Origin of the sequence: Planktothrix sp. FACHB-1355, assembly GCF_014748295.1 — a bacterium.
GTDB classification, from domain to species: domain Bacteria; phylum Cyanobacteriota; class Cyanobacteriia; order Cyanobacteriales; family Aerosakkonemataceae; genus Aerosakkonema; species Aerosakkonema funiforme_A.
This window is the reverse complement of sequence record NZ_JACJUP010000674.1, coordinates 1-3769: the sequence shown is the minus strand read 5'-3', so window position 1 is coordinate 3769 and position 3769 is coordinate 1. Positions and strand designations below refer to the sequence as shown.

4 protein-coding genes are annotated in these 3769 nt (G+C 42.2%); all 4 read right to left on the bottom strand.

Features of this window, described 5'->3' with window-relative positions; all coding sequences use genetic code 11:
- A partial coding sequence (locus H6S82_RS22830; protein WP_191056758.1) for an ABC transporter ATP-binding protein occupies positions 1–484 on the bottom strand: 484 nt, incomplete at its 3' end.
- A gap of 84 nt (positions 485–568) precedes the next feature.
- Positions 569–1726: a glycosyltransferase family 4 protein gene (locus H6S82_RS22825; protein WP_190463114.1), complete on the bottom strand. Its 1158-nt coding sequence runs from the start codon at positions 1724–1726 to the stop codon at positions 569–571.
- Positions 1727–1744: 18 nt separating this feature from the next.
- The gene (locus H6S82_RS22820; protein ID WP_190463116.1) at positions 1745–2779 is read right to left on the bottom strand and encodes a glycosyltransferase family 2 protein; all 1035 of its coding nucleotides are present in this window, start codon (positions 2777–2779) and stop codon (positions 1745–1747) included.
- 53 nt (positions 2780–2832) lie between these two features.
- A partial coding sequence (gene galE, locus H6S82_RS22815) for a UDP-glucose 4-epimerase GalE (protein WP_191056757.1) occupies positions 2833–3769 on the bottom strand: 937 nt, incomplete at its 5' end.

Below are 3769 nucleotides of genomic sequence, written 5' to 3'. Positions count from 1 at the left end.
TAGCGATAATAATTACCCGAATTAATGTGCCGATCGTACCCGCAGTCCGACCTATCTCTCCACCCAAACGGTTAATCAAATCGCCTACCTTCATCTTGGCATAATAATCCAAGTCCACCTCTAGCAACAACCGCAATCCTTCTTCCCGCAAATCCGACGTTAACGTCCGCCCCAGCGAACTCGATACCAAACTACTGGCATAGGTAGCCACATTTTTCAAAACAATTGCCAGCAAAATCGACACCGCCATTACTGACAAGCGGTATTGTTCGGGAACCCCATCAAATGGCGACATAATCGCTTGAATCAGCGGTGGGGCACCTTTTAAATCCACCTTCTGCCCTAAAAAATTCAACAGGATGGGTACAATTAAAGTTGTACTCACACCATTAAATAGCGCCCCTGAAAATCCCAGAACGATCGTTAGTGAAATCCAAATCGGATAACGGCGAGCAAATTTGAGTAAAAGCTTAGTGGAAGACATGGAGGTATTATTTCTATTAATAACTGGCCTTGAATACCTATAATAAATTTATTGGCAAGCTCCACCTCACCACATCTTCTTTTCCTATAAATTGGCTATTAGCTCTGAAAGTATAGCCGACATAGTATATACGCTGTAGTATTTTACACATCTTTCTCTCGCTTTTTGCCCTTTCTCGTTTGCTTCGTCCAAATGCTGGAATATCCCTAGAATCTTTTCAGCGAGTAGCTCCGGGCTACCAGGTTCGACTAAATAACCAGTTTCATCCAATATTTCCGGAATATCTCCAACTTTTGTCGATAAAACAGGTTTAGCCATAGCCATTCCATCCGTTAGTTTGAGAGGAAATTGGGCCCTAGCTGCGAGGTCGTCTCGCTGTGGTACAACCACAACATGAGCGGCAGCTACCACCTCTGGCATCACTTCCACAGGACACCTTGGTAGCTTAATAATCCAACGCCCCCATCTTTGCATAAGTTTATCATCATAATCATCATAGGGACTGCCCCCTACAATCACCAGCCTTAAATCTGGTTGTTCGAGCAAGTCTAGCGCCTTTAAAACGTCTTCAACGCCCTTGTGAGGTCGCGGAGCTCCCGGAAACATTAAAATACGACACCCAGACAAACCGTAGCGAGCTCTGCTTGCTTCCGCATCGTACTTCGCGGGGTCAAACATTTCCGTGTCTTTGCCATTGGGTAAATAAACACCACCAAAGCGTTTCTTGAGAAAATCAGTATCTATCGTGACGGCATCTGCTTTCTCCACCAAGCTTTCCATCCACTTTACATACAAAGGATGATCGGGATATCGCAGTGCCGCATCTTTTTTAAAGATATCCCTATAAAGCTGTTTTGGTGTGGGATGGTATTTCCATTCGTCTCCTCCGTACCAGCTGAGTTCCCAGTCATCCATATCTAAGAGCAAAGGACGACGAGCGAATATTTTTTTTATTAAAGAAATACCAAAGCTTGTAGGCTTTGGTTTGACTGCATAAATAATATCCCCATCTATCTTTTTTAAGATCTTTTTAGCTGGTTTAAATAGTTTAGGGTACTTATAACCTTCTTCGGCATAAATTCGCATTCCTTCTGGAGGAATTGCATACAGTTCTTTACCAAAGGTAAATCCTACACACTCTATTTCATAGTTGAGTTTTTTAAGTACTTGTCCTAGTAAAAATGCTCGGACTGCTCCACCTCCAGAAAAGTCACTAACGACTAATGTAACTTTTATACTCATATTTTACTTCTCTTTATTTTATAAGTAAACGTTATCTTTTGAGGATTTTGTCAAGTTAAATAACGGTGATAATAGGGAAAGAATTTTTTGAGAGCGCGGCCCTCTGTACTTTTGATAAAGTATAAAGCTAGGCACGAACGATCTCAAGGAATAAAGTAATTTCAGTAAGGTAGCATTATTAACTTTTACTTTTTTATCTAAAAAATATACCGGAGAGCGAATAATTTTCATTAACCGCTCAAAATTGTCCTTGTCTTTTTCTCTAATTGTGTCTTGCACTAAAAAATTTATGCCACTTTCGCAAAGCGGCAGTAAGTCTTTGTGTTTGCTATAAATGGTTTCATAGAAAAGAATATAATACCCTTTCATGTAAGACCACTTATTAGTTCTATTAGTGCGATGCTTTGTATAGAAAGCACCAACAATAGGCGTATAAATAAAATTTACTCCGGCGAGCGCCAGGTCTAATGTAAAATCTCTATCTTGCAGAGCTTTAAGACTTTCATCAAACATTTTTTTACTAAAAATGCTTCTATTCATCAACAAGCATTGCTGCAATAATGGAAATGGAGAATCAGCTAAAAAATCAGGTATAAGTAAGCGCTGAATTAATTGTTCTTTTGTCAAATCTCCGACAATATTTGACTGCCGATCGGTAATATTTTGTTCCCCGTCTAGAAAGACACGCTCGTAATCGCAATAAAACACCGTATTTTGTCGATCTACACCCTTTAAATGATTTAATTGAAATTCAGTTTTACGATCGTCGATCCAATCGTCTCCATCTAAAAATTGAATCCACTCGCCTTGAGCTTGCCTAAACCCAAAATTACGAGCAGAAGATACCCCTCCATTTTCTTTGTAAAAATATTTTATTCGAGAATCGAGCCTCATTAAATTCTCGACTACCTCACGAGTGTTATCGGTAGATCCATCATCGACAATCAGGCACTCTAGGTCAATAAATGTTTGGTTAAGTACACTTTTAACTGACTTTTCTAGGTAGCGATCCTGATTGAAACAAGTAACAACAATAGATACCAGAGGAGGCATTTTCAAGCAATCCTATCATTCAAAATCAACTTTCCATTTAGGCTTTTTGTCGTTCAAGCATGACGCTGTTGGTGCCACTTCCAGGCATGAGATACGATCTCAGATAAATCTGGGTATTGAGGATTCCAGCCCAGGATTTGTCGGGCTTTGTCGCTACTGCCAACTAAGACGGGTGGGTCGCCAGGACGCCGATCGCACTCAATAGCTTTAATTTCCCGTCCTGTGATCGCCCTAGCGGTTTCGATCGTTTCCTTCACCGAAAAACCGCCGCCATTCCCTAAATTAAATACCGCACTATCCCCCGACTCCAACAAATATTTCAGGCCCAAAACGTGCGCTGCGGCCAAATCGTTGACGTGAATATAATCGCGAATGCAAGTACCGTCTGGGGTCGGGTAATCTGTACCGAAAATCGAGACTGATTCTCGTTTTCCTAACGCAGTCTGTAACACTAAAGGAATTAAGTGCGTTTCCGGATTGTGGTCTTCCCCCAGCAAGCCATCCGGATCGGCACCGGCAGCGTTAAAGTAGCGGAAGCAAACAGATTTTAGATCGTAAGCAGCATCAAAATCCGAGAGTATCCGTTCTACCATCAACTTGCTAGCACCGTAGGGATTGATGGGATTTTGGGGATGATCTTCGGGAAGGGGAAGAACTTGGGGTACACCATAGGTGGCGCAAGTGGAAGAAAAGACAAATTTCTTCACGTCGGCTGCCAACATAGCTTCTAACAGCGTGAGAGTTCCGTAGACGTTGTTACGGTAGTATTTGGCTGGATCGGTCACAGACTCGCCCACATAAGCAAAAGCGGCAAAGTGCATGACGGCGGCAATGTTGAGCCTGGAGAAAAGCCGATCGAGCAAAGGGCGATCGCTCGTATCCCCAACAATTAACTCTACCTGCAAAACCTTCTCTACCACATCTCGGTGTCCGTAGATCAGGTTATCCAAAATAACTACATCGTAACCGGCACGTTGCAGCGCCAGTACC

Excerpts from the sequence above, each read along its gene's own strand:
- H6S82_RS22820 (WP_190463116.1), bottom strand. The coding sequence starts at position 2,779 with ATGCCTCCTCTGGTATCTATTGTTGTTACTTGTTTCAATCAGGATCGC.
- H6S82_RS22825 (WP_190463114.1), bottom strand. The coding sequence starts at position 1,726 with ATGAGTATAAAAGTTACATTAGTCGTTAGTGACTTTTCTGGAGGTGGA.